Origin of the sequence: Paraburkholderia sp. BR10954 (assembly GCF_040965775.1) — a bacterium.
In the GTDB taxonomy this organism is placed as follows: domain Bacteria; phylum Pseudomonadota; class Gammaproteobacteria; order Burkholderiales; family Burkholderiaceae; genus Paraburkholderia; species Paraburkholderia youngii.
In genome coordinates this window covers 19,244-39,182 of record NZ_JBFRCK010000042.1, presented here as the reverse complement: position 1 = coordinate 39,182, position 19,939 = coordinate 19,244, and the positions used below count along the sequence as shown (strand labels likewise).

Annotated in this window: 16 protein-coding genes and 1 pseudogene; 8 read left to right on the top strand and 9 right to left on the bottom strand. The window is 57.2% G+C overall.

The annotated features are described in order from the left end of the window. Positions 1-844: 844 nt before the first annotated feature. A pseudogene (locus AB4Y34_RS35790) lies at positions 845-2,736 on the top strand (SAM-dependent methyltransferase). 425 nt (positions 2,737-3,161) lie between these two features. On the opposite strand, the gene AB4Y34_RS35785 reads toward AB4Y34_RS35790, so the two are convergent. The 8 genes from AB4Y34_RS35785 to AB4Y34_RS35750 form a co-directional block, all read right to left on the bottom strand. Beyond that, complete coding sequence (locus tag AB4Y34_RS35785; protein WP_176369853.1) at positions 3,162-3,731, bottom strand: nitrogen fixation protein NifQ; 570 nt, start codon at positions 3,729-3,731, stop codon at positions 3,162-3,164. Positions 3,732-3,747: 16 nt separating this feature from the next. Continuing rightward, positions 3,748-4,050 (bottom strand): ferredoxin III, nif-specific, encoded by a 303-nt coding sequence (fdxB, locus tag AB4Y34_RS35780; RefSeq protein ID WP_368718706.1) that lies wholly within the window; start codon positions 4,048-4,050, stop codon positions 3,748-3,750. After that, positions 4,047-4,277 (bottom strand): CCE_0567 family metalloprotein, encoded by a 231-nt coding sequence (locus AB4Y34_RS35775; protein ID WP_368718705.1) that lies wholly within the window; start codon positions 4,275-4,277, stop codon positions 4,047-4,049. The genes fdxB and AB4Y34_RS35775 overlap by 4 nt, the downstream gene beginning before the upstream one ends. A 62-nt stretch (positions 4,278-4,339) precedes the next feature. Then, a complete protein-coding gene (gene nifX / locus AB4Y34_RS35770) occupies positions 4,340-4,768 on the bottom strand; it encodes a nitrogen fixation protein NifX (protein ID WP_176369851.1) in 429 nt (142 codons plus the stop codon). Positions 4,769-4,819: 51 nt separating this feature from the next. Next, the gene (gene nifN / locus AB4Y34_RS35765; RefSeq protein WP_368718704.1) at positions 4,820-6,181 is read right to left on the bottom strand and encodes a nitrogenase iron-molybdenum cofactor biosynthesis protein NifN; all 1,362 of its coding nucleotides are present in this window, start codon (positions 6,179-6,181) and stop codon (positions 4,820-4,822) included. Next, the gene (gene nifE, locus AB4Y34_RS35760) at positions 6,160-7,686 is read right to left on the bottom strand and encodes a nitrogenase iron-molybdenum cofactor biosynthesis protein NifE (RefSeq protein WP_368718703.1); all 1,527 of its coding nucleotides are present in this window, start codon (positions 7,684-7,686) and stop codon (positions 6,160-6,162) included. Before nifE ends, nifN begins: the two co-directional genes overlap by 22 nt. A gap of 270 nt (positions 7,687-7,956) precedes the next feature. After that, positions 7,957-9,603, bottom strand: coding sequence for a nif-specific transcriptional activator NifA (gene nifA / locus AB4Y34_RS35755; protein WP_368718702.1), 1,647 nt, complete (start codon positions 9,601-9,603; stop codon positions 7,957-7,959). A 730-nt stretch (positions 9,604-10,333) separates the two neighbouring features. Next, positions 10,334-11,266, bottom strand: a complete 933-nt coding sequence (locus AB4Y34_RS35750) for a LysR family transcriptional regulator (RefSeq protein WP_176369847.1) — start codon at positions 11,264-11,266, stop codon at positions 10,334-10,336. 657 nt (positions 11,267-11,923) lie between these two features. Here AB4Y34_RS35750 and AB4Y34_RS35745 point away from each other — a divergent pair. From AB4Y34_RS35745 to AB4Y34_RS35735, 3 genes are all read left to right on the top strand, one after another. After that, entirely contained in the window at positions 11,924-12,637 is a 714-nt protein-coding gene (locus AB4Y34_RS35745) for a hypothetical protein (RefSeq protein ID WP_176369846.1), read from the top strand. A gap of 297 nt (positions 12,638-12,934) precedes the next feature. Next, positions 12,935-13,267, top strand: coding sequence for a hypothetical protein (locus AB4Y34_RS35740; protein ID WP_368718701.1), 333 nt, complete (start codon positions 12,935-12,937; stop codon positions 13,265-13,267). Continuing rightward, complete coding sequence (locus AB4Y34_RS35735) at positions 13,264-14,583, top strand: acetyl-CoA carboxylase biotin carboxylase subunit family protein (RefSeq protein WP_176369730.1); 1,320 nt, start codon at positions 13,264-13,266, stop codon at positions 14,581-14,583. The genes AB4Y34_RS35740 and AB4Y34_RS35735 overlap by 4 nt, the downstream gene beginning before the upstream one ends. Here AB4Y34_RS35735 and AB4Y34_RS35730 read toward each other — a convergent pair. Further along, entirely contained in the window at positions 14,580-15,488 is a 909-nt protein-coding gene (locus AB4Y34_RS35730; RefSeq protein WP_176369729.1) for a LysR family transcriptional regulator, read from the bottom strand. The genes AB4Y34_RS35735 and AB4Y34_RS35730 overlap by 4 nt on opposite strands. A 229-nt stretch (positions 15,489-15,717) precedes the next feature. Between AB4Y34_RS35730 and nodB the strand changes: the two genes are divergently transcribed. From nodB to AB4Y34_RS35710, 4 genes are all read left to right on the top strand, one after another. After that, positions 15,718-16,395: a chitooligosaccharide deacetylase NodB gene (gene nodB / locus AB4Y34_RS35725; RefSeq protein WP_368718700.1), complete on the top strand. Its 678-nt coding sequence runs from the start codon at positions 15,718-15,720 to the stop codon at positions 16,393-16,395. A 430-nt stretch (positions 16,396-16,825) separates the two neighbouring features. Further along, the gene (gene nodC / locus AB4Y34_RS35720) at positions 16,826-18,169 is read left to right on the top strand and encodes a chitooligosaccharide synthase NodC (RefSeq protein WP_368718699.1); all 1,344 of its coding nucleotides are present in this window, start codon (positions 16,826-16,828) and stop codon (positions 18,167-18,169) included. Then, positions 18,147-19,139 carry a nodulation factor ABC transporter ATP-binding protein NodI gene (gene nodI, locus AB4Y34_RS35715; RefSeq protein ID WP_368718698.1) on the top strand — a complete coding sequence of 331 codons (993 nt, stop codon included), beginning with the start codon at positions 18,147-18,149 and terminating at the stop codon, positions 19,137-19,139. The genes nodC and nodI overlap by 23 nt, the downstream gene beginning before the upstream one ends. 2 nt (positions 19,140-19,141) lie before the next feature. Next, a complete protein-coding gene (locus tag AB4Y34_RS35710; RefSeq protein ID WP_176369726.1) occupies positions 19,142-19,930 on the top strand; it encodes an ABC transporter permease in 789 nt (262 codons plus the stop codon). Positions 19,931-19,939 lie beyond the last annotated feature (9 nt).

Sequence of the window (19,939 nt, the reverse complement as noted above, 5' to 3'; positions counted from 1 at the left end):
TCGAACCCGCGGTTCATAGCACTGCTGCCACGATAACGAAACTAACGTCATGGGTGCCGCCGCCCACCTCAACGCTGAACGCGCTCGAACTCTGCCACGTTTTAGCTAGAGCTCCGAAGGCTAGCAGACTCTAGAACAAATTGGCATTCAAAATTTCTTATACCGCTAGCCGCAAATTCTTATCGACCGCTTTCGACGAGACATATCCTTCGCGTGCGAGCCGATATCGAAGTCCGATACTGATGGGGCCACGCAAACCGTGCCAGAGCAGCACATTCCTGTGGCAATTCGTTGGGACAACGGCTGACAATCGTCCCACCGCGCATGCTCGATGACATAGCGAGACGGATGAGACGCTTGTGCGCCGTGAGCGTACCACTGGCGAGCTATGGAGGCCTGGATTGCAGCAAAGCCGCCCGGGTGGAATAGCCCGGCTCAGATCCAATCTATGACGGCGAGGCCGGGTTGCAGTTGCGCAAAGAATCGGAGCAGCGACTACCAAAAAGTAGCTAAATTTTGGCGACCGCGCGGACCACCACTTGATTGTTCCATTTACGCGGCGCGCAAACCAGCCAAAGATTTCTATCGCAGCCAAAGTGATTCAGAATTCAATCGGGGCTGCGTTGCATCGTCCTTCCAGACATCACAACATCGCGGCGCTTGGCGTTTCCTTGATAGCACGGGCAAGCTATTGACAATGCTTTCAAGATCAGGCTAGATGCCGATCGGCGTGACACCTGATATTCATCTAGCTTGAAAATGCGGCGCAGCGCCGGCGCATCAATTCACCTTGCACCTAACGCTACGTCAGGCTTTAGCGTTGATGTACGCAACCGGAGACGCAATGCAGTTAAAGATCGGTGAACTGGCAAAAAGAGCGGGCCTGAGCGTTCGTGCTTTACATCACTACGACGCGATCGGCTTGCTGTCTCCGTCGCAACGCACTGATGGGGGAGCACGCCTGTACAGGCGTGGCGACCTGATCCGGCTGCATCGTATCGAGGCACTGAAACGGTTCGGTTATTCGCTTCCCGATATCAAAGCCAGCCTTGACGACCAACCGGCCAGTGCCCCGATAAATATTCTTCATCGCCAGATCGCCGAACTGGACGCGCAGGCTTCGCGGGCGCAGCGGCTCAGTCGCCACCTGCGACGCCTCGCCAAGATGCTGGCCGCCGGCAGCGAAACGCTCGCAATTGATTGGCTGAACACCTTGGAGTTGATGAGTATGTATCAAAAGCACCTGAACGAAAACGAACTCGACACGCTGTTTGCAACGGGCCCGGACGCGATTGCGCCGATGGATCCAATATGGGACGAGCTCGTCGTTGAGGTTCATAGCGCCATGCGGGAAGGGCTGTCTAGTGAAAGCAGTGTTGCCCAAGAGTTGGCTTGGCGCTGGGTTCGGCTCATGACCCGCACGACGAACAACGACCCGGCGCTCGCTTACAAGTTGATGAAGATTCAGACCGCGGAGCCACGCGCACAGCAGATTGTCGGCATTACGGCGGAGATGCTGGTTTGGATAGACGAATCGTTTGCTCACGCGCGCTGCACACTTCTCGCCAAACACTTGAACCCGGCGCAGATGGAAGAAGTTCGGCGCCGCCAGCTTAACGAAAAGAACAGGCGCGAATGGCCAACGTTGGCGCTTGAGTTGCGGGCACACATGCAGGCCGGCGTCGAGGCCGACGCTGCGCCGGTACAGGCTCTCGTCGAGCGCTGGCAACAGCTTTTCCGTGAAAGCTTCTGTGGCGATGACGTGGTCTTGGAAGTGCATGTTCGAGACGCCTTGAACCAAGAGCCGGACCTGCAACTTGGGGTGGGGCTCGACGAGGCATTGTTGGCCTATCTGCATAAGGCACACATCGTTGGGCACGATCTGACGCCAATCGACGCCGGGCCGAAGCCTAGCGCCTTGATCGTGGCTAGACAACGGGCGGCGCACCAACTACTGGATCGCCCGCTGGTGCTTGATGATCCGCTCGCATTGGCCGTGCTAGGCAAAGCCGAGGCACAGGACCTACGCAATGGCCTCGATCGGTTCCGCCACCCGATGTCGAAGTGTAGGCGCAGCGCGCTGGTCGCACGCAGTAGGCTAGCTGACGACATTTGGACCGAGGCCGCCGAGCGGGGCGTGCGACAATACGTCGTGCTCGGGGCAGGACTCGACACCACCGCCTATCGGCAGCACGACACGCCCGGGAGCATCTTCGAGGTTGACTTGCCGGCCACGCAGGAATGGAAACGAGCGCACCTAAATGAGGCGGACATCCGCTTGCCGCAATCGTTGCGGTTCGTACCGGTCGACTTCGAGCGCGTCAGCCTTGCCGAGGGCTTGACGCGTGCCGGATTCGATCCACTCGAACCGGCCTTTTTCAGCTGGCTCGGGGTAACCATGTACCTCGACGAGGCTGCGGTCGCTGATACTTTGCGGTTCATCGCGCGCTGCGCCAGGGGCAGCGCCGTGCTGCTGGAATACGCATTGCCAGTGTCCAGCTTGCCGCCGATGATGCGTGTCTTCGTCGAACAGTTGATGGCGCAATTCGCCGAGGGCGGCGAGCCGTGGAAAAGCGCGTTCGATCCGGCTGAGTTGGCTCAAATGCTGGTTACACTGGGCTTCAGCAGTTCCCACACTTGGACTATAGACCAGTTAATCAAAGGTACTTTGCGAACCGCTCAGACGGACTGCAAATCGGAACAACACCGTCACGTCTAACTCTAGCCACGGTCTAATCGTCAGACTATGCCTCGCAATTAGTTGTTTATCCGCCCCAGTCCGCGCAATGGTCAGCGCTACAAACGGCAAGGGCATCCCACAATCGCAAGCATATACGAGTACGAATGCGCCAGCGCAGCGATGCGACCGAGCTAAGTCCGGGTCACAGCGTGCGCCGGGGAGCCGAGCAGGAAATCCTCGGGTGCGAGATGCACCGAGGATTTTGGGTTGTTTGCAGCCTCGGTACAGTCGTGTGCGACGAGACACCCGGAGGCGATGACGCATAGGAAGACATGATGATGACATCCACGCTTAACACCTTGATCCACGCTCAACGCAGTCAGCTGGCAATCGTTAAAGTATCTCCAGAGCATTTGTAGCGCACCGTCACGGCGAATATGCCAAGGCCTCGCATGGCCACGTATCGTCGGTAGCCAGACCATCAATCTGGTCCGAAACAATCCGCGAAATCGCCACACTCCGCGCAGTTTGAAGACTTGCAGACAATCAACGCCTCACGCTCGCACAGTTGCTTGTAGAGGAATTTCTTCCACTTCATACCGTGAACGTTTTTTTGCGCCAGCCGCGGAAACCAATAGCCCAACAGCACCGGCAATTCACTACGCGAGCGAAGGCGCAACTCCTGCCACAGGTGTTTTTCCCCCGTACAGGCGCAGGCGAGCGCATGCGAAACACAATGGATTTCAATCGTTGTGCCTGCGAGCGGATCAGCATGTGCCTTCAACAGGTTTGCGAGGTCTCCGACCTCATCGTCGCACGATCGCTGGCGCCACGCCTCAGGCGAGGCGCCCGGTTGCAAGAAAAGGGCGCGGTCGACGCCGGGAAACCAATGCGCGAGCAGCCAGTGGGTTTCATCCAGATTCAACCCGCGGATGGGCAGTGTGTGCACGCCGGCTTGGCCGAACGCCGTCGAGAGTACCCCAGCGAGGGCAAGAACCGTGGAATCGTTGGTGTCCACAGCGTGACGCATCAACGTCGCGTGGAAGTCCATCACCGTCCTTTGTGGCTCAGACCATGGCCACCGCGTGCGTGTAGCACTTTTTTGGGCATATCCTCGCGCATGCCGTGCAACCGATACACAACTCCCGGCGCGCAATAGTCATAACCTTCTTTTCGTACTCGTCGTCGTCATCCTCGCCTACCGGAGTAAGGCCCCCCCCCTCGTCTACACCGACGAGCTGCAGGACCCCGCGAGAACACACCCGGAAGCATCGTCCGCAGCCGATACACTTCTCATCATCAAGGGCGGAGACAAAGGTAGGCGTCCACATCTCCCCGCTAGGTAGCTTTACGCAAAAAATCTCGCTCATCTCCGGCTCCCAGGCGCTTCGTCGAGAGCCGCTGCCGCTGCCGCTGCCGCGGCCTTGCGCGCGTCCATCAGCGCGGCGTGAGCTTCGTGACAGAGCTGCGCAACCGTCAATATCTCTTCCCACCTAGTAGGAAGATCCTCCGAAAGGTCGTGCAGATCCATCTTGGCCTGAATGGCCCGTGTATTGAGTGTCTTCAAGCGCACCTTCAGTTCATTCGGGTCACTCATGATCCCCTCCCGTGGCAAAAGGACGCGCCTCAGTTGTCGCTGTCCGCAAAGTGGCGATCTTGTCAACAGTGGCTTTCGCCATGAGATACCTCGTCATTCTCTGCAAAGTCGAATGAGCAGCGCACATTTCTGGTTAGCGCCTTGCGCAACCACGGCGGTGGCGTACCTTTCAGGACATCCCTAAGCTTGATAAGGATGTCCTGAATTGGCTCCGGCTGTGGTACCTTGACTGGATGCACCTTCAGCGCTACGACGCGCGCCGCTCCTGAACCACCGATTGCGGCAACGTACAGGATCGCGCAACCGCGGATCGCTTCCAGCTTCGGTGCAAGCTTATCTTCGTCGCCGTCCTCCTCTAACTTGCCGCCAAAATCGAAGGCTTCCACGAACGCGTAGCCCTCCGCCGTCACATCGAAGATAACAATGCTTTTCGCCCAGCCAAAGTGCGCGTCGACATGCAGTTTGTCCTGCGTGGCAAATGCGATTTTCATGCAATGGTTCCCTCATGATTTGATTGCAATGGGCGCGACGACCGGAATTCCTTACTCCGCGTTAGCGACTGGCGCAGCGAGGTCGAGCGACGACTGCGGCAGAGCCCAGTCGGCCGGGCGGTGGTGCGTAACCCGATCGATTAATAGATTCGCGACTTCGAAGACGAAGTTCATCGTTCCGCGATAGCCGACCTGGCATCGATGGGCATTGCCGACCCGGTCGAATACGGGAAAGCCTGTGCGCAACAGAGGCTTGCCGAGACGCGCGGCCATCTGCCGGCCGTGCGAATGCGTAATAAGCAGGTCGCAATCCCCCGCGCCTCGTTCCATGTCCTCAAGGTCACCGAGCACGACCTCGCTCGTCGGCAATAGCGCATGCGACGCCGATGTAGTCGTGCTGACGCAGACTGGCAACTCGGCGCCGATTTCGTGCAACAGCGAACCGATTGCAAGCAGCAAATCCGGTTCTGCGCCCAAGGCCACCTTGATGCCACCTATGTAAAAATGGCTGTCGAGCATTGCATCCAGCAGTTGGCTGCGCTGCCTCCGGTATTTGATCGGGACCTCCCGGTCTGACAATCGCGCGAGGCGATGCAAGAGCCGGTCGTTCGGTTCGAGCCCTGTGAGCCGCTCAAAAATTTCGAACGGGATGCCTGCAATAGTCTCCAGTGCCTGCGCACCGTCGCGCGTTTGCTCGCCCACGCCGATGGTGAATGTCGACGCACCTGCGGCGCGTATCTGGTCGAGAGAAGTTCCGCCCAGCGTGGTCCCGCGCCAGTCGGGAGCAATGTGGCCATCGAGCGAACCGGAGACGTCTGGCAATATGATCGGAACTAACCGGAATGCCTCAACGATCTCTCGCAACTCGTCGATATCGCTGGGTGACAGATGACTGCCGGGCAGCACGTTGACCTGTCGCTGCACGGTTGGCAGCGGCTTGACAAGCGCCTTCACAATTGCAACGATGGCGCGCCTGTAGCCGTCCTCGAATGCGCCAACGTAGTCTGGCGTCGATACGTACACGAGTTCGGTATTGCTCAACTCTGGCTTACGTTTGCGCACCATCGCGAGATGACCGGCGACATCTTCCCCGTTGGCCTCAGTCAGCCCTGTCGAGCAAAGCACGATGATTTTCGGCGCCGCGCGCTTGCAGATGTTCAGTAGCGCCGTTTCGACGTTTTCAAATCCGCCCAGAATGGTAGTGACCTCATTCATTGCAGTGGTCTGCAACGGGATGGCCTCCTTGAAATGGCGCGCCAACAGGACGAGGCCGAACGACGTGCAGCCCTGCGAACCGTGCATCACCGGCATGCACGCATCGAGTCCCATGGCGGCATAACTCGCGCCAAGCGGCTGGCTCATTTTTAGCGGGTTGACCGTACAGGCTTTCCCTAGTTCGACGACTTTTGCCATTGTGTCTGCACTCCGCTATGCTCAGGCCGCGACGCTGGGTCGAAGGCCCTTCGGGCGCTTGCACGCGGCGACTGTTCTGTCATGCGCTCTGTGAACTCCATTCGCTCGCCACAGAGCCCTTCGCCTTTGTCGTCCCACGGAGCTGGAATGCGCACCTGCTGCCAGACCGGGTTGCTGATTGCGCGGTCAATCTCGTGCACCAGCTCGACGATTCCCTCATACCCGGCATATGGATGATGGCGTTCCTGATTGACATCAAGCCAAGGCACCCGCGCCTTTAGCGCGACAAACTGCGAGCGCCCGCCGGACAGCATGATGTCGGCCTGCGACTCGCGGAGCGTGCCGTACATTTCGCTTGCCGTCATATTGTCGACTATGCGCGCGTCATCGCCCATGATCTCCTTGATCCTTTCCTTGTCTTTCTCGGTGCTTTTCTTCACACTGGTGCCAACGATCTCGAGCCCCACCTCTTGCAACGCCGCAACAAGCGACCAAGATTTCACACCGCCTGTAATCAGCAGCACGCGCTTTCCATCGAGGCGCGCCCGGTATGGCGCAATGCGCGCCCACGCGCGCTCCTCTTCTGCTTCAATCAAGCGATCGGCGCGTTTGATCAGATTGTCGGGCGCACCCCTTTGCACCAGCAGCTTGGCGACTTGGCGCAACGCATCGCTCACATCGCCGATTCCGTAGAAAGAGCCCTCGAAATAGGGAATGTCGTATCGACGCTGCATCTTTGTTGCAATGTTAATCATCGACTTTGAGCACACCACCATATTTACCTTCGCGCGGTGAGCGCTCGCGATGTCACTGTAGCGAGCATCACCAGAGATGCAAGCCAAGATACGGATACCCAGCGCGTCGAAGAGCGGCTTCGTCTGCCACAACTCCCCCGAGAGGTTGTATTCGCCGATGATATTGATGTCGAACGGCGTTGTGTGAGCGGGCTCACGCGAGCCGATTACATGATCGAAAATCGCCTCCCCACCGAGTTTATTGCCGAAGTTTTTCGACCCGGCGAAACCGGGCGCGTTGACCGGTATCACAGGTTTGCCGAATTTCTTTGACGCTTGCTTACACACTGCCTCTATGTTGTCACCGATCAGCGCGGTGACGCACGTCTGATAGACAAACACGGCAGGGGGATCATATTTTTGGATAATCTCGCGAATACTTCTGAACAGCCGTCTCTCGCCGCCATAGATTACATCGATCTCACTTAGATCAGTCGTGAACGCGGTCCGATAGAGCATCGACCCGGAGGATGCCGCAGGACGGTTATCCCACGAGTTGCCCTCGCACGCAATCGGCCCGTGCACAAGGTGCGCTACGTCAACCACGGGCTGAAGTGCAATCCGAGCTCCATCGAATGCACAACCGCCAGCAGTCGCTCCTGGCGGAAGTTGCTTGGCGCAGCCTTGCCTGCGCTCCGTCTCACTTTTCGCCCTATTCTTCGCGCAACCGGGTTCGTCGAAAATGTCTGCAGTCCTAGCCTTGAACCACATTGGAGAATCCTGACAATATGAGGTCCACAACTAATTGCAAGTTCCATACCACCGCTCGAACCCGCAGGCATCCGCAGTGTGGGTATCGGGCACTGTAGTAACAGCGTCAACTAACCAGTGCTTTGTCGGAGTTGAACGGATTGCGACACAACATACTTATCGACCTTCTTTCAGACCATGCGCGTGCGGTGTTCCACGCGCGCTTCGCTTTGCATACCGAGCAGACGAAATATCGGAGCCGTACAGGGCGTGACCTCAAGCTTCGCTTTCCTAGAAGCGGCGTAGTTTGATTCCGTGCTTGCGCAGTGCATAGCCGATCTGCCGCGCCGTAATGCCGAGCAGGCGTGCCGCCTTTGCCTGCACCCAACCGCAGCGCTCCATGGCCCAGAGCAGCCGCTCACGCTCGTCCTCAGGGATGTGCTCACCAGAGTGCATGCCGAGACCGCCGGCATCGCGCTCCGGGGCGCCGAATTTCGCGGGAACGTTCAGCGCGTTGCTGACTGTAACGTCCGACGAGCGTGCCGGACGTACTGCGTCTTCTCGCTCCATATGATGCAACACCTTCGTGAGGCACCGGTCGATCTCGCAGAGAAACGAAGAACGACCAATCGTGTCATGATGCGCCATTGTCGCAGTCCGCTCAATGCAGTTTTCGAGTTCGCGCACGTTTCCGGGCCAGTAACAACTCGACAGCACGCGCAACGCTTCCTCGTTGAAATGCAGAGCGCGACCGTTCTCACGATTAAAGCGGTTAAGGAAGTATTGCGCCATCTCGGGGATGTCTTCCCGGCGCTCGCGCAGCGGCGGCAACACGATGCTCACCACGTTGATGCGGTAGTAAAGATCCGCTCGGAATTCGCCCTCTCTCACCATTTGTTCCAGATTGCGATTAGTTGCAACGATGAGCCTCACGTCAACTCTCACGGGCGTTGTCCCCCCTACCCGCTCGAACTCCCGCTCCTGCAGAACGCGCAGGAGTTTCGCTTGGAACGACGGCGATATATCACCTATCTCGTCGAGGAAAAGTGTTCCGCCGTGCGCCAATTCGAAGCGCCCCTTTCGCTGAGTTTGCGCGCCCGTGAACGCCCCCTTCTCGTGGCCAAACAGCTCGCTTTCCAGCAGTGTTTCCGTGAGCGCCGCACAGTTCACCGAGACGAATGGCTGGTCCTTGCGCGGGGACAAACGATAGATTGCACGCGCGATCAACTCCTTGCCGGTGCCGCTCTCGCCGCGCAAGAGCACCGTCGTTCTCGCAGGTGCGACCTGATGGACCTGCGTGAATACGTGCTGCATCGACGCAGATCGGCCGATTGCCCAATCGACTTGATATATAGGAGGGGCCGCGTTCCGTCGGCGACTAATCTCCTCCTGCACGCTTTTTCGGTTCGGATTCGCCTCACGGTCAAGCAGAAGTGCCCTGCCCATTGGCGAAGCAACAACTTCCAAAAGTTGGAGATCGTCTACGAAAACACGCTTCCCGTCCGGATTCTCACAAAGTGCTACGAGCACCCCGAGCGGCCGTCCTTCGTGCCGGATCGGTGTCCCAAGTAGAGCGACACGCTCGGCATTGGAAACACGAACAGCCCCCGTGCGGTCGTCGAACATTGGGTCACCATCCAACTCAGACACAACCACGGCGGACTCGCTTTCCTGTATCCGCCCTACGATCCCTTCACCGGAGGGAAAACGCATACCTTCTCGCCAGCCGTCTGACAGTCCCGTGCTACACAGGCCGCCAAGCTTTCCATCCGGCTGCTCGACGGCGATGAACGCGGACCGCCAGCCTCTCGCACGCGACAGAAACCACAGCGACCTCTTCAACGCGTGCTCCGCATTTCCGGATGAGGCCAGCGTTTTTAGCACTTCTGTCACTACATCGAAATCGGGAGGGCTCTCGTTGATAAGAGAATGCGACATAGATTCGGGCTCCAGCGACAACTCGCCAACGCAGTGAGGAGACGGCTCGGCACAACGGCAGATCCATAGTCGCGTTGGTGGCAGCCGAATTCGGGATGCCGCTGTGCTCAGGCATCGCCAAACTCGACAAAAATGACAAAATCGCAGCAATGGCGTCGGGAAGCTGCAAACAGAGGCAACGAGGCCCCTCCGCTCGCGCCTAGCATACTAACCAAAAAAAACGTAGGTTTCACGACAAATTCGGGTCAACGGCAACCCGCACAGTCAGTCGAGGTTCCTAGTCTCGGTCGAACGCTGCCAGCGTTGAAGGAAGGCAGAAGCGGTTTCGTTATATGAAATTCAAATCGTAAGTGCCGTAGGCCCTCAAATGGCAGCTCAGGTTGCATTGCACGACACAGACGCAACTCCGCGCGAGTCCTTCCAAAATGCTATGAGTGCTGTTCAGCAGCTTGCTCGAGTGCATCCGCCCAATTGTTCGTCGTTTCTTTTTTAGCGCGCGATCCAATGCAACGTTACACGCCTGCAACCGGTCGACACCTATGTCATTCCGCATCGAGGCCCGATGTTTCTCGTTGACATAAGTCAAACGTCACTCAGTGGGCTCCTGAATTCCCAAAGCAACGCTGCCTGCCCGCGTCAGCGTCGGGGCTGTTCATCGAAAATACCCGGCAGCAACCGTTTTGACGCGCCGAAATATCATCTCTTCGACGCGACCACGGCGCGACGTCACCTAAACCTGACCACGCGTTGGCATCGCCGGCTGCTCTACCTTGAATATTCCGTGCTCTGCCGAGTTCAGCTGCAGCGAGCGAAAGAGAAACCGTTGAAGTGCGGTAGCTGCGGATGTTCGGTCGTTCCAGTTCTCTTGAGTGAACAGACCGAATTCCGCCACTGGCGGCATCGGCAACCCGACAGCTTGCGGATCGATCGCGTGCATGGTATCGCGGCGCACGTGCCAGTCGAGCAGCACTGCAATACCGAGTCCTGCCTCAACGGCCGACTGCACCGCCGACAGGCTTGTGCTCGTACACGCAACACGCCACGCGATGCCGGCGTCGAGTAACGTCGCGAAAAAAATCTCCTGCCACCGGCATGCGCCGCCGAATGCAACAATCGGAAGCGGGCCCTCGCCAAGGTCCGTGTTCCGGGTACGTGCGACTGCCCAGCGAAGCGGATGCCGCCATGTAACTATCGGCTCCGAGTGAATCAGCGCAGGGTCGCCGATCGCGAAATCTAGTGTGTTGCTTGCGAGCCGCTGCGATAACGCCGGGCTCGCATCGACAACAATCTCCAGCGCTACGTCCGGGTAGAGAGCAGAGAACTGCCGCAACGCATGGCGAAGGTGGCTCATTGCGATGTCTTCCGGAATGCCGACCCTCACCGTGCCAGAAACGTCGCCCTCAGTCAGGGCGGAGCGAGCCGCGAGGCCAATGTCGAGGAGCTTGTGCGCATATGGCAGTAGCACGTTGCCCGCGGTGGTCGGCTTTACGCCGCGCGGTGAACGTTCGAGCAAGCGTTGGCCAACCTCATCTTCGAGCCGCCGAAGGGCCATGCTGACAGCAGCCTGTGTCCGATGGAGAGCCATCGCAGCATTGCTCACGCTGCCGGCTTCTACAACCGTCACGAACGTACGCAGCAGCGTGCTGTCGAGATCGCGAATCATCAATTTCCCTCATGCAGACATAAAGATTATCAGCTTATACCACGCATACCCCTGCGGTTAATATCCTACCGTCACGAGTCAGGGAACATGGATGCGAAAAAAGTTGCACGAGAAACACGCCGAAGACGCCCTGCAGGGAATACCCGAGTCGCTGGCGCACCCGGCCCTTCGAGCTTCGCAGTGTACCTGATCGAACAGCCGCCACCGAACTGGCCAATGCTCCTTCCAGTGAAGGTGCAATACTGCAGAAAAGCACAGCTTGACGTTGTGGCCTCCAGTCATCTCGTGCCCACGTCATGGCGCTCCTCGATGAGGAGTTCTAGGCACGCCGGGCCATCTGAGCCCGGATACGTCCACTTAACTGCAATTAGCAAACAATAGGTTGAAGCATTGCGTTCAGCAGGTTGCACGAACCCTCTCTCGCTATGCTAGCCGAAAAAAATGCCCAAGAATGGTTGACAGTGCTGCCCTCTCATCGCACGACGACCGCAGTCGCGGTTCGAGTCTAGAAGCTCGCGGGACTCCCGCGAGCCTGATGTACGCATCGAAGTTTCCCGCAGGAACGCGTCAAGGTGCCCCGGCTGATCTCCTCGACGCGTTTATAGCAGCCCGGTTCGCTCGTTTCTTTGCGTTTTTCAATTTCCAACCGGAGGTCACATGAGTACAGCCAACGATCGCATATATTTTGAGCAAGTCGCTCAACAAGCTGTGGAACAGATGTTCGCAACTTCGCCCGAAACCGCAGCGTTCCACCGTGGCGATTGGATCGACAGTGAGTACTATCGCCGCCACCTCGTAGAAACCGTATTGCGAATCCGACTCAATAACGAGGTCGACGCGTTCGCACTCTACAAAATCGGCTGCAAGGACAATACGCTCGCACAGATCCTCGCGCAATACTTGGCAGAAGGATACGGGCATGAGGGGAAATTCCTCCACGACCTTAAGAAATTCGGTGTATCTGCCAATGACGTCGACCGGATTGCCCCCCTCCACAGCACCGACAAACTGATCGGCTACCTCTATCTGAGCATTGGTCGCAACGGTCCGCTGCCGACGATGGTCTGGAACTGGCTGCTCGAATGGTATACCAATCGCTACAGCAAGAGCATTACAGAAGCCGCCGCGCGGGCGTTCGGCCACGATCACGTTAAAGGTTCGCTCGACCACATTCAGTACGCAGAATCGCACAAGCACTATGACATCATCTGGATTGCCCTTCAACGGGCAATAGGCGGCTGGGGCAGCATTGAGAGCGCGGAAATGTATCTCCGCAACTTCGTCGGCCTGATCCACGAATATTTCGATGAGTTGCGTGTGGCGACCGTGCCCCGAACGGAAAGCTTAACGTCGCGGGAAGCAGCCACATGACCGCCGTCATCTTGGTTGCGCCAGCGTCATCCGGTACGGCAGTTGTCGCCGCCACAGCTCGTCAAGGTATCGTCGCCCTTGCATTTTCGCGTGCCGCGCCCCTTCGACTGCGAGCGTCTGTTGCGCCCTTCGCGGTGGTGGGCGCTGCGCTCGGCGTCTTCCCATGCACACACGAGTCACCGTGGACAGTTCAGCGCTCGCGGAGATTGCCGGGCAGCAGCGTAATGGGCACAAGTAACCACTGGTTAAACTGAACAAGTCGATCTTGTTGTCGAAACTGATGATACGCAGCCATATTTGCAATCCAAACTTACGCAGCTCCGGCAATGCGAACGTGGCGATGCGACGTGCCTGACCATCGTACGGTTCGTCAAATCCATATCAGCGGACTTCGCCGGCAGCGCCGAAGTGGCGAGTGTGCGCCACAATCCGCTCTCAAAGGAGACGAAGCTCCCACGCCCACCCGCCCTCCACTATCGCGAGACTGACTGTTCTCTTAAACCCCTACCAGACATGTCCGGTTCACCGCCGCAGATCGCCCCGACGCCGGGCCCGGACATCGCCAAAACGCTCTGTGCGCTCAAATTTGATCAAGCCGAAAAAATATCTGAACAAGTTGCTTCCACATGAAAGCCAATCCTCCTGCTAAGGGTAACCGCATAGTCGTGCTTAACCGGTGGTCCGACGGCTTCGCTGCCTATCAGCGCTACATTGATCATGCGGCGAACAAGATCGCATACGTCTGCACGCCCAACAGTGTCGCCGCGCTTGACACCTCTCGCGTTGCACACGTCGAACAGCTATCTGACATCCTCGATGAAGAAGCGCTTCATGCGGCCGTGCGCGCATGTAGTTCAGCGCTCGGCGGCATCGACAGGCTAGTCGCCTTATCCGAATTCGACCTTATAGCGGCCGCGCGACTGCGCAACTCGTTCAATATCCCCGGCGACCTTCCCGAGACAGTCGTGCGCTTTCGAAATAAGGCCGTTACGAAGAATACTATCGCCGCAGCTGGCCTGCGTGTACCGCGGTTTGCAGCCCTGGAAGATCTGGCCGTTGCCAAGGCGGCGACTACCACCGTAATGCGTTTTCCGATAATCGTGAAACCGCGATCAGGTACGGCGAACATAGGGTCACGGCGCATCGAGACCCGTCCTGAGTTCGATGCACTGTGGCCAACACTACCGCTTGCCGAGTACGATTGCGAGGAGTACATCGACGGTCCGGTTTATCACGTTGACGGCTTCCTTCTGAATGGCACATTGGTTATCGCGCGCGCGTCTCGCTATATCAACACTTATGTCCAGTTCGCTCAAGGTAAACCACTCGGCTCGGTGATGCTCGACCCTGGTCCTCTAAATGAGGCGCTGACCGCATTCTCAGGAAAATGTCTGCGCGCCCTGGATTTCAGAAATGGGCCATTCCATCTTGAGATAATCAGGGGCTGCGATGGATTGTATTTCCTCGAGGTTGGCGCCCGCGTCGGTGAAGGAGAAATCCCATTCCTCTTTCACGATCTGTACGGCGTTGACCTGTTTGCCCTCTGGGCCGCGCAGCAGTCAGGTGACAAGGCGCGGTTAGCCACTCAGCTGCAAGCAGCGCTAGACGCGTCGGCATCGTCCGCCCGCGGTGGATTCCTCATGTTGCCGGAACCAGTGGGCAAAGTATTCGTCGATGCAAAATTGCTACGAGAGATCCCCGCGCTTTACGAGGCGGTTTTCCCCAAGCCACATCATTTCTTCGACGGCACCGGCGGCTACGCCACCCTCCTCGCGCGCTTCCGCTACCGCGCTGCATCGGAGCACGAAATCGCCACAGGAATTCACACGACATTAGACAATTTCCAATACACGCTCGCCGAGATTGCCGCGCGCCCCTTCACTGCAGAGCCAGCGGCTCCAATGGTTCATGCCGGAAGGCATTCCCCGCCGCTTCTGCCTTGCTAGACGTAGTTTCGCGCCTCCTCCAGCAGGAGCTCCCGCATCCAGATACTCGCAGGATCACCGTTATGCAGGGAAGGCCATTGGATCGCTTCAGTGAAGCAGGAAAGTGGCAACGGGACGTCGACGATCCGCAGCGGGGTGACTTCCGCGAAATACTTTGCCAACCTCAGAGGAATCGTAGCGATACGGTTAGTATGAAGCAGGACTCGCGGGATCAAGTCGAAGGTAGGCACGATAACCTCTTCGCGCCTCTTGAGACCGAGATCGAGTAAGAAGAACTCCTCGATCGAGGGTCTCCGTGCACGCCCAAACCTCACTGTTACGTGTCCCATCGACATGTACTTCTCGAGCGCCAGCCGGCGGGACAACTGTTTGTTCGTCGGACAGCCCACACACACGAGCTTCTCCTCAAACAGCGGTGCTTTAGGATGAGCATCAGCCAACAACAGCTCCGGCAAGATCAAAAAATCGGCGTCCCCACGCCGAAGCAGCTCACCCGGCTCGTCATCTGGGAAAAGCAATTCGAAACCAACCGAAGGAGCCTCGCGCGCTACACGCTTAATGACATTCTGGAAATAGACCAGCGTCATAAAGTCGGACAGGCACACCCTGAAGCGGCGATTCGACTTGTCCGGTCGAAACACGTCCCGCGAAATGATCGAAAGCTGGATGTGCGATAAGGCTTCCCGAACAGGTCCAGCGAGCTCCGTCGCTCGCGCAGTGGGGACGAACTCACGACCTCTCATTACAAACAGGTCGTCGCCGAAATAATCGCGTAGTCGAGCGACGGCGGCGCTCATGGCAGGCTGGCTCAGATTGACGCTCTGCGCCGCAGCCGTCAAGTTGCGCTGCGTCATCAGCGCATCCAGCGCGACGAGAAGATTCAGATCAAGCCCTTTGAATCGCATGTTCCGGTATCCGCCTTATGGATGAGACATATCGAAACAATCGATTGTACAAATTATTTGCGATAACGCAAAGTTGCGACAATTCAAATTGAATAGGAAACGTCGAAGCCCGTCTGTCGTAGTACTGATTGATCATCCGCAAAATCCCGCATAGTGATCGACAGTTGGCGATCGAACCTATCGGCAGATCGAACGATACAGGGCATGCGTCGGACGCGATAGAAAGGCTATGAACCACCCAGACTATTTGACAGAAGTGCGCAGCAACAGTGATTGTGCCGATCTTCGCCCTAAGGTTTACCTTACATTTGATGACGGACCTCATCCAGTATGGACGCCGAAAATACTTGACATATTGGCATATGAGCAAGCGGCGGCAACTTTCTGTGTCATTGGCGCGTACGCAGCGGAGTATCCAGAACTGATCAAACGGATCGCGGCAGAAGGTCATGAACTCGCTAACCACACCATGACACATCCAGACCTTTCGAAATGTGAGCCGGACCTAGTTCGCCGTGAAATATGGGAGGCGGATGCGCTTATCAAGGAGACGTGTCCTGCGGCGAAAGTGACGTATATCCGCGCGCCATACGGAATCTGGACGAAAGACGCGATCGGGGAAACGGGGAAGGCTGGACTGATCGCGCTTCACTGGTCAGTAGACCCGCGGGATTGGTCTCAACCGGGTGTCAATGCGATTGTTGATGCCGTGATGGCATCAGTCCGGCCAGGCTCGATTGTGCTGTTGCATGATGGAAGCCCCCCCGGAGAGTCGAACTCCGATGTTCACACGACATCCCGCAGACAGACGGCCGAGGCTCTCTCACGTCTAATTCCTGCATTGAAGGCGCGCAGGTTCGTGATTAGCCGACTTCCTGATCGTCGATCCCAAACACTGGCCGAATGAGCGCACATCTGTAACCACTAGCCTGCTTGGACAATTGGCTAGCCACTCATTGCAAACGGTTCCCTATAGTCACATCGAGAGATCGTGCACGATTCTGGCGGACAATCAAATGAAGATGTCAGGAAAAACTGACCCGTGAAAAAGGATCCACTGATATAACTTTCCGTGTCCGCCGATGGAGGTGTTGTTGCCTACCTCGATACCATGGAACACATTGAAGGAGGTTATTAGTCGGTCGAAAGCGACAGATTGATACGATTGCATCAACAAGGCGGTACACGACAGCACGCAGTCAACTCTTCCTGTCTACGGTATCGCAGTTTCACGCAGGGTCTGTCGTCGATGTGATCGCGCCAAGCAGGCTATTGACGGATCCTAGCAGGCCTGTAATCAGATCATTTTTTGACACCCACTTAGCAAACTGACCTCGATGAACATCCCTGCCGCAATCAATACGACCTCCGTTTTATTGTACGCACTTCTTTCGGCCGTTTATAAAACAGCGCAGGTTCTACATACCCTACCGGCTCCAGCTAAGCATAGCAATCAATCTGCCACGAATTTTCTTCCCGACGTCGACGTCATCGTTCCGTGCTTCAACGAAAACCCCAATACGCTGCGCGCGTGTCTCGCCTCCATCGCAACGCAGGAATACTCAGGGGCTTTAAAAATCCACGTAGTCGATGACGGATCCGCCAACCGCGATGCGCTGGGACCCGTGTATCGCGACTACGAGCACGATCCGAGATTCAATTTTGTTCTTCTTCCCAAAAACGTGGGAAAACGCAAGGCGCAGATCGCCGCAATACGGGCTTCATCCGCAGAACTCATACTCAACGTCGATTCTGACACGACCTTGGCGCCGGACGTTATAAGCCAACTCATACTGACAATGAGCGATGCAGAGGTCGGCGCCGCCATGGGTCAATTGACCGCCAGCAATCGCAGCGATACGTGGTTGACCCGTCTGATTGATATGGAATACTGGCTCGCGTGTAACGAGGAGCGCGCAGCTCAGGCCCGGTTCGGCGCCGTGATGTGCTGCTGCGGGCCGTGCGCGATATATCGCCGCTCCGCGCTTCTCTTGCTGCTTGACCAGTACGAGACACAGATGTTCCGGGGAAAGCGAAGCGATTTCGGGGAAGATCGTCATCTAACAATTCTCATGCTGGCCGCGGGCTACCGAACAGAGTACGTTCCAAATGCGATCGCTTCGACCGTGGTTCCAGACAGACTGGGGCCGTATCTTCGCCAACAATTGCGCTGGGCGCGAAGCACGTATCGCGACACGCTGTTGGCGCTACGCCTTTTGCCCCGCCTAGATCGGTATCTTACGCTGGACGTCATTGCGCAGAATGCAGGCTCCCTATTGCTCGCGATCGCAATGCTCTCCGGCTTTTTACAGATCGCATTGACAGAGACGGCCCCATGGAAGGCGTGCTTCGTGATTGCGTCAATGAGCGTGCTCCGCTGCTCCGTGGCAGCTGTGCGCTCTCGTGAGCTTCGATTTCTTGGGTTTTCCGCGCACACGCTGGTCAACCTACTGTTCCTACTACCTGTTAAGGCGTACGCCTTGTGTACACTCAGCAACAGCAACTGGCTGTCCCGCGGCGTGGCCGCCGGCGGTTGTAGCGCACACGTCGACCCGCCGAGGCACGACACTGAAACGGACACCACTATATCCACAAATGGCGCGGCTCAGCGTGACAAGCACCGTCGACACTGGGATGAGCAGGCATTAACGGAATCTGATGACGTTTTCCGAAACAAATGATCGTGTCCGTCACGAGATCTTCCTGAAGAGAACAACGATTTGGATTTCCATGTCAATGCCAACTGCAGCAATCACGTTTACAGGTGTCAACAAGTCCTACGGCGGGAAACTCGCTGTCAATGGACTGTCGTTCCACGTAGAGTCGGGCGAGTGTTTCGGCCTTTTGGGGCCCAACGGCGCAGGCAAGAGCACGACCGCGCGGATGGTCCTCGGGATGGCGCTACCTGACGCGGGTACGATCACAGTCCTCGGAGAGCCAGTGCCCGGACGCGCGCGACGGGCACGTGCACGAATTGGCGTCGTTCCACAATTCGATAATCTTGAACCCGGGTTCACAGTGCGCGAGAACCTAGAGATATTCGGGACCTACTTTGGCATGAGCGCAGGTGAGATTTCGGTTGTGATTCCCTCTTTGCTCGAATTCGCGCGTCTGGAAAGCAAGGCTGATGCGCGCGTTATCGAATTATCAGGAGGCATGAAACGGCGTCTGACGCTCGCTCGCGCGCTCATCAACGACCCCCAACTACTTGTAATGGACGAGCCCGCGACGGGCCTTGATCCGCATGCGCGCCACCTCATCTGGGAACGCCTGCGCTTGCTGCTCGCGCGCGGCAAAACAATTCTTCTCACCACTCATTTCATGGAAGAAGCGGAGCGACTGTGCAACCGTCTCTGTGTGATTGACGAAGGGCGCAGCATTGCCGAAGGTACTCCTAATGCGCTGATCGAAGAGCAGATTGGGAGCCAAGTGATTGAGATATATGGCGGCAATTCACATGAACTGCGCCCGTTACTCGAGCCCTACACACAGCGAACCGAAGTGAGCGGCGAAGCATTGTTTTGCTACGCCGCTGATCCTGAGCAGGTGCGTTTGCAGTTGCGGGCGCATGCGGGTCTGCGTATTCTCCAACGCCCCGCCAACCTGGAAGACGTGTTTTTGCGGTTAACCGGCCGCGAAATGAAGGATTAGTGATGCGTGATGTATTCATGTTAACTCTGCCCGGCAACGCGCTGAACTGGCACACGGTATGGCACCGCAACTACCTTGCATGGAGGAAATCTGCGCTTGTTTCGCTCCTCGGGAACCTTGCGGATCCAATGATGTACCTGTTTGGTCTTGGCTTAGGTGTGGGAATAATGATAGGCCGTGTCGACGGCACGTCATACATCGCGTTCTTGGCCGCTGGAATGGTTGCGACGAGCGCAATGACTTCTGCCACCTTTGAGACGATTTATGCGGCTTTCTCGCGAATGCATACTCAGCGCATGTGGGAAGCGGTGTTATGCACTCAACTCACGATTGGCGACGTCGTTCTAGGTGAACTTTCATGGGCGGCCACAAAAGCCCTTCTTGCCGGCGCTGCGGTGATGGTGGTTGCTGCGGTCCTAGGCTATGCGGCGCTGTCGAGTATCATCTATGTCATGCCCGTCGTCGTTCTCACTGGACTCGCCTTCGCGAGTCTGGCTATGGTGCTCGTCGCCATCGCGCCCAGTTACGACTATTTTATTTTTTACCAAACCCTTGTTCTGACGCCCATGTTGTTCCTGAGCGGCGTCGTCTTCCCGGTCGGTCATCTCCCCGGTGCTTTTCGGCAAATTGCGAGATTCCTTCCGCTGACACATTCCGTTGAGTTGATCCGCCCAGCGATGCTGGCACGGCCTGTCGCTAGTATCAGCCTTCATGTGGCTGCGCTTTGCGTCTACGCAGTATTGCCGTTCTTTATATCGGCGGTTCTACTTCGCCGCCGCCTAATGTCGTGACGATTTTGG

What these genes read in the sequence shown, in the direction of transcription:
- nifE (WP_368718703.1), bottom strand. Translation starts at nt 7,686, where the DNA reads ATGTGGTTCAAGGCTAGGACTGCAGACATTTTCGACGAACCCGGTTGC.
- AB4Y34_RS35735 (WP_176369730.1), top strand. Translation starts at nt 13,264, where the DNA reads ATGAAAGCCAATCCTCCTGCTAAGGGTAACCGCATAGTCGTGCTTAAC.
- nifA (WP_368718702.1), bottom strand. Translation starts at nt 9,603, where the DNA reads ATGTCGCATTCTCTTATCAACGAGAGCCCTCCCGATTTCGATGTAGTG.
- nodC (WP_368718699.1), top strand. Translation starts at nt 16,826, where the DNA reads ATGAACATCCCTGCCGCAATCAATACGACCTCCGTTTTATTGTACGCA.
- AB4Y34_RS35775 (WP_368718705.1), bottom strand. Translation starts at nt 4,277, where the DNA reads ATGAGTGACCCGAATGAACTGAAGGTGCGCTTGAAGACACTCAATACA.
- AB4Y34_RS35750 (WP_176369847.1), bottom strand. Translation starts at nt 11,266, where the DNA reads ATGATTCGCGATCTCGACAGCACGCTGCTGCGTACGTTCGTGACGGTT.
- nodB (WP_368718700.1), top strand. Translation starts at nt 15,718, where the DNA reads ATGAACCACCCAGACTATTTGACAGAAGTGCGCAGCAACAGTGATTGT.
- fdxB (WP_368718706.1), bottom strand. Translation starts at nt 4,050, where the DNA reads ATGAGCGAGATTTTTTGCGTAAAGCTACCTAGCGGGGAGATGTGGACG.
- AB4Y34_RS35745 (WP_176369846.1), top strand. Translation starts at nt 11,924, where the DNA reads ATGAGTACAGCCAACGATCGCATATATTTTGAGCAAGTCGCTCAACAA.
- nifX (WP_176369851.1), bottom strand. Translation starts at nt 4,768, where the DNA reads ATGAAAATCGCATTTGCCACGCAGGACAAACTGCATGTCGACGCGCAC.
- AB4Y34_RS35710 (WP_176369726.1), top strand. Translation starts at nt 19,142, where the DNA reads ATGCGTGATGTATTCATGTTAACTCTGCCCGGCAACGCGCTGAACTGG.
- nifN (WP_368718704.1), bottom strand. Translation starts at nt 6,181, where the DNA reads ATGGCAAAAGTCGTCGAACTAGGGAAAGCCTGTACGGTCAACCCGCTA.
- nodI (WP_368718698.1), top strand. Translation starts at nt 18,147, where the DNA reads ATGACGTTTTCCGAAACAAATGATCGTGTCCGTCACGAGATCTTCCTG.
- AB4Y34_RS35785 (WP_176369853.1), bottom strand. Translation starts at nt 3,731, where the DNA reads ATGGACTTCCACGCGACGTTGATGCGTCACGCTGTGGACACCAACGAT.
- AB4Y34_RS35730 (WP_176369729.1), bottom strand. Translation starts at nt 15,488, where the DNA reads ATGCGATTCAAAGGGCTTGATCTGAATCTTCTCGTCGCGCTGGATGCG.